Source organism: Abditibacteriota bacterium (genome assembly GCA_017552965.1).
In the GTDB taxonomy this organism is placed as follows: domain Bacteria; phylum Armatimonadota; class UBA5829; order UBA5829; family UBA5829; genus RGIG7931.
The window spans coordinates 1-4,371 of the sequence record JAFZNQ010000033.1 but is presented as its reverse complement, the minus strand read 5'-3'; the positions used below and the strand labels follow the sequence as shown (position 1 = coordinate 4,371).

The window sequence follows — 4,371 nt, the reverse complement described above, 5'->3', positions numbered from 1 at the left end:
TTTAATGCCTCCGCTTCTGTGTCAGCCTTGGCGAAGATGCGCTTCTTTACCCCGTCATACAGGGTTATCGTCTTGGACTTGACTACCATAAGCATACCTCCCTATGTCTTGGTATGCTTTACGCTCATGTGTTACACCTCCCCTATATTTTGAATATGGATGATTATAGCATAATAAAAATGAGTCTGTCAACAGAGAATTGGCAGACTCATCAACTGGTTATTGATTATTTCTTTTTATGAGTTTTTCTTAAGTCCTCCATGCCCTCAACTATCTGCCGGAAAGCAAAGAGTTCCGTCTTGGAATACTCAAGCATATGGGTGACGATCCATTTAGCATCTGGCTGATCACGTATCATAGTTTCAATTCTTTTAAGTTCCATTTTATCCGCTGGATGCATCGGGGCAGGTCGTTCCTCAAAGAAATCCTTAACGGTAACACCCAATGCGTCAGCGATCTTATCAAGATTTGCCACATCAGGAGGGCTGCAAGCATTATCCTTAAGCCATTTACTTACACCCTGTTCTGTAAATCCGATACGTTTTGCAAACTCACCACGCTCAAGCCCCGAGCGTTTATAGTATATCTTCAAGTTATCGGACATCATTTTCTTTACTCTGTTTTCTTCCATAGTTGCCTCCTTCCAAAGCCTTAAAAAATCTTAAAAAACATAGCTCTATTGGTTGACAAATAAACGATTAGTTGGTAAAATAATAAACGGGTTGTTGATAATTAAAACAATCTGTTTACTCACCAGTTAAAGTTACGCGACCCTATAGATTATTTAAGTTTACCATAGTCCCGATAATTTTTCAAGGAGGTAGAACACCATGGCATCGGAACAGAGGATCAACACTTTTGCCCATGACCTGTATGAACTGGCGGGGGCCTTCATCACTGCCAACCAGCTCCGGGGCTATCTGGGCTGCGGCAGGAACACAGCTGAGCGCATCCTGCGCCCCCTGATCCCCGTCTACAACGCCGCCTACAAGAAGTATTACTACCGTGACGTAGCCGAGCGGCTGGCTGAGGGGGAACTATGATGGCCTATATCTGTGACTGCTGCGGACGGGAGTTCGAGGAGCCCACCGTCCATACGGAGTGGCTGGAAGTCTGGGGCAAGCAAGTCCCATGGGAAGTATGGGGCTGCCCCTATTGCGGAGGAGGATATCAGGATGCCTAAAGACGGACACTTGAGCTACACCCGCTACCACCTGACGGTGAATATGCCGGAGGGCAAGGAGGCCTGCAAGTATTGCCCCTGCATCAAGTACGACAACGACAGCAACACCCGCCGCTGTAAGCTGACATGGGAGCTGCTGGCCTACCCGGACACGTCGCTGGGAGAACTGTGTTTATTAGTTAAATCTTAAGGAGGATAAGTAAATGAGTCTGACTGCCAAGAGTACCGCAACCGTAAAGAGAGACCCGATTACCGCCGGTGTCAAGACCGCTGTCTGCTGCGGCATCGTCGATTTGGGTGAACAGGAAAGCGTTTGGGAGGGCAAGGTCAAGAGCGCCGATAAGGTGATGTTCATTTGGGAACTGCCCAAGGAAGTCATCGAGACCGAAGACGGCCCCCGTCCCCGTACCATCTCCAAGCAGTATACCAACAGCCTGCACGAGAAGGCCGGCCTGCGTAAGCTGCTCCAGAACTGGCGCGGCATCCCCTTCCCCGCCGGTAACGACGTGGAGTTTGACCTGCTGGAGATGCTGGGCAAGGGCTGCCTCATCAGCATCATTCACGCCGCCGGTAAAGACGGCGAGACCTATGCCAGAGTGGGCGACGTCATCGGCCTGCCGGAAGGCATGGACGCGCCCAAAGCCACCCACCTGTTCAGCCTGAACCTTGATGACCCCGATGCCTTGGACACGCTGGAGCTGCTGCCCGGCTGGGTACAGGACAGAGTGAAGGCCGGAAAGACCTACCCTATCTTGCTCGCCCGCCGTGAGCGTCCTGACTGGGCGCCGGAAGACGTGCCCATGGACAGCGAGGAAGACGCCGTTTTCTAATAGATCACCGGGGCGAGGGTTTTAATATTCCCCTTTCCCCTCGCCCCACCCCTTTCAACAAAGCGATAGGTTTATACATTTTATGAATAAAGTCCTGTATAACAATGAGATAGATGCAAAGATATGGCTCCACCTCTCTATCCTTTTGCTTCGCGTGGGGCGCCTGTCTACCAATCTTCGTCAGCTGGCGGATATCACCGGCGTCTCCGTGCGTCAGCTTCGCTACTCGCTGGACAAGCTGGAGGCCTACGGCTTGTGTCATCGTGAGTATCACGGACGCGGCGGCATCGAAATTGTCACGAATTTTGTCACAGTCGATACCCCCGCTGAGCAGGCAAAAGAGGATGAAACAGAGCCGGAAATTGTCACATATTTTGTCACGAAAAACGGCGCATTGTCACCCCTGATCGAGGCAGATAGCTGCGCTTTAGCCGAGAAAACCGAGCAAAATTTGTCAACAAAACCGGAGGAGGTTTTGTCAGGGTCTATCGCTGGGGATAGCAGGGCGTTTGATGAGGAGACGGACGTAAATTTGTCATCTTTCTCCTCGTTGAACAACTTGAGAGATTCTAACTGTGTGGAGAAACCTAACGGTAGAACGCCCATCCCATCATCTACCCCCCCTATATCCCCCCCTCCTTCTTCCCTTCCCGACGAGCCAGCTCAGAAGCCGGAGAAGTATTTCCTCTCCCGGAGGGAAGCTCTGAGCGAGGTCTGCGAGATCACGGCCAATCCTGCGGTACGGGGAGCCGCCTCCGAATGGATAGCCATGCGCTACAGTAAGCGGGGCGAGCACCGGCTGACAGCCAAGGCGATACGGGGAGCCTTCCAGAAGCTGCGCAACATGGGCTATAACACAGAGTCGCAGGCGGTGGCCTGTTTTGAACAATCGGTAGAGAAGCTATGGGATGGTTTGTTTGAGATCAAGGAGTGAGCCATGTCCGAGGAATATACCCAGCTTGACTATGAGAAGGGTGCGGTTGGAGCTACGTTTGCGAACTGGAATGAGGCCCGTGAGTATCGGGGGCGGCTGAGAGTGGAGGACTTTGGTGACCGGGACTGTGCCGCAAGCTGGAGCCTGTTCCTCAAGGTGGAAACGCTGGATGAATACCTGTCCCGTCTGGGGCAGAGCAAGCTGGTGGCCTTTGTCACTGCTTGCAGCGACGGTATGCTGGCCATGGCTCCTTCCCTGCTGCCGTGGGTCATGGACAAGGTGCGGTCGGGCGGCATGAAGCGCCGGATGCGGGAGGGCGTGCGGGATATCTTCCAGCGGGACGGCGATCTGCTGGATGAGCTGGGCGGCTTGGTGGACAGGGAACGCAAGCAGCTGGGCTCCGGGGATGACAAGGGCCTGCCTGCCCGTCTGTATCAGGCAGTGATGGACGACGTTACGGACAACGACCTGAGCCGCCGTCTGTATACCGGCATCAATCCCATGGACACGCTGCTGGGTGGACTGCGGCTGGGCAACGTGAGCATCTTAGGGGCCGAACCCTCCACCGGTAAGACCGCCTTGGCCCTGAACATAGCTATGAATGCCCTGAGCCGGGGCCGCAAGGTGCTGTTCTTCTCTCTGGAGATGTCGGACGTGCAGCTGATGGAGCGTCTGGTTGCCGCTACCGGCAAACTTGACTACGACAGCATAGCCAATAAGCATCTGGATTCTGCCGGACAGAAGCTGTTTGCCGACACGGCCCTCAGCCTGCTGAAGGACGGGCGGCTGTACATCTGGGACACCGTATACTTCGTGGAGCAGATGGCCGAGCGCATCGTAGCCCTGAAGCCCGACCTCGTGCTGGTGGATTTCCTCCAGTTCTGCCGCACCGGCTGGCAGGCCAACAGCACTGCCGACCGGCTGGAGTATATCGTCAGCGAGTTCAAGCGGGTAGCCAAGCTGCCCTACTGCCAGTGCCATATCATGCTGCTGTCTCAGCCCTCCCGTCAGGCCGGGCAGGAGAAGCAGAGTATGTTCGCCCTGAAGGGCAGCTCTGCCATCGAGCAGGGCGGCGACGTCATCATGCTGCTGGACAGGCCTGCTGTGCGGGACATCCGCCAGTCACCGGAGCGGGCCTCGGTGAAGATAGCCAAGAACAAATTCGGGCGCACCGGACTGATAGACCTGTACTTCGACGGCGATCATCAGCGTTTCCGGGAACCCCGGCGGGGCGACAGCTACACCAAGATACCCACGGCGGAAGAAGCTGCCGACCGGCCATGGTAAGGAGGACATATGAACATCATTGAGCCCAGTGTAGAGATAGTATTCCCCATCAGCAACGGCAAGTGGCTGCTGCGGCGGCTGGAACTGTGCGGCCGCACCTGCTATAAATCCGAGGACAGGATCAGCGACAACTCGGC

General features: G+C 54.7%; 7 protein-coding genes. 6 read left to right on the top strand and 1 reads right to left on the bottom strand.

The window, feature by feature from the left end; translation table 11 throughout:
* Positions 1 to 226 precede the first annotated feature (226 nt).
* Entirely contained in the window at positions 227 to 631 is a 405-nt protein-coding gene (locus tag IK083_03650) for a helix-turn-helix transcriptional regulator (protein MBR4748652.1), read from the bottom strand.
* Positions 632 to 830: 199 nt separating this feature from the next.
* Here IK083_03650 and IK083_03645 point away from each other — a divergent pair, with 199 nt between their 5' ends.
* The 6 genes from IK083_03645 (at position 831) to IK083_03620 (ending at position 4,234) form a co-directional block, all read left to right on the top strand.
* Entirely contained in the window at positions 831 to 1,043 is a 213-nt protein-coding gene (locus tag IK083_03645; protein MBR4748651.1) for a hypothetical protein, read from the top strand.
* Positions 1,040 to 1,183 (top strand): hypothetical protein, encoded by a 144-nt coding sequence (locus tag IK083_03640; GenBank protein MBR4748650.1) that lies wholly within the window; start codon positions 1,040 to 1,042, stop codon positions 1,181 to 1,183. The genes IK083_03645 and IK083_03640 overlap by 4 nt, the downstream gene beginning before the upstream one ends.
* A complete protein-coding gene (locus tag IK083_03635) occupies positions 1,176 to 1,373 on the top strand; it encodes a hypothetical protein (protein MBR4748649.1) in 198 nt (65 codons plus the stop codon). Before IK083_03640 ends, IK083_03635 begins: the two co-directional genes overlap by 8 nt.
* Before the next feature lie 13 nt (positions 1,374 to 1,386).
* Positions 1,387 to 2,013, top strand: a complete 627-nt coding sequence (locus tag IK083_03630; GenBank protein MBR4748648.1) for a hypothetical protein — start codon at positions 1,387 to 1,389, stop codon at positions 2,011 to 2,013.
* An 82-nt stretch (positions 2,014 to 2,095) separates the two neighbouring features.
* A complete protein-coding gene (locus tag IK083_03625) occupies positions 2,096 to 2,947 on the top strand; it encodes a hypothetical protein (GenBank protein MBR4748647.1) in 852 nt (283 codons plus the stop codon).
* A gap of 3 nt (positions 2,948 to 2,950) precedes the next feature.
* Positions 2,951 to 4,234 (top strand): AAA family ATPase, encoded by a 1,284-nt coding sequence (locus IK083_03620; protein MBR4748646.1) that lies wholly within the window; start codon positions 2,951 to 2,953, stop codon positions 4,232 to 4,234.
* The last annotated feature ends 137 nt before the right edge of the window (positions 4,235 to 4,371 follow it).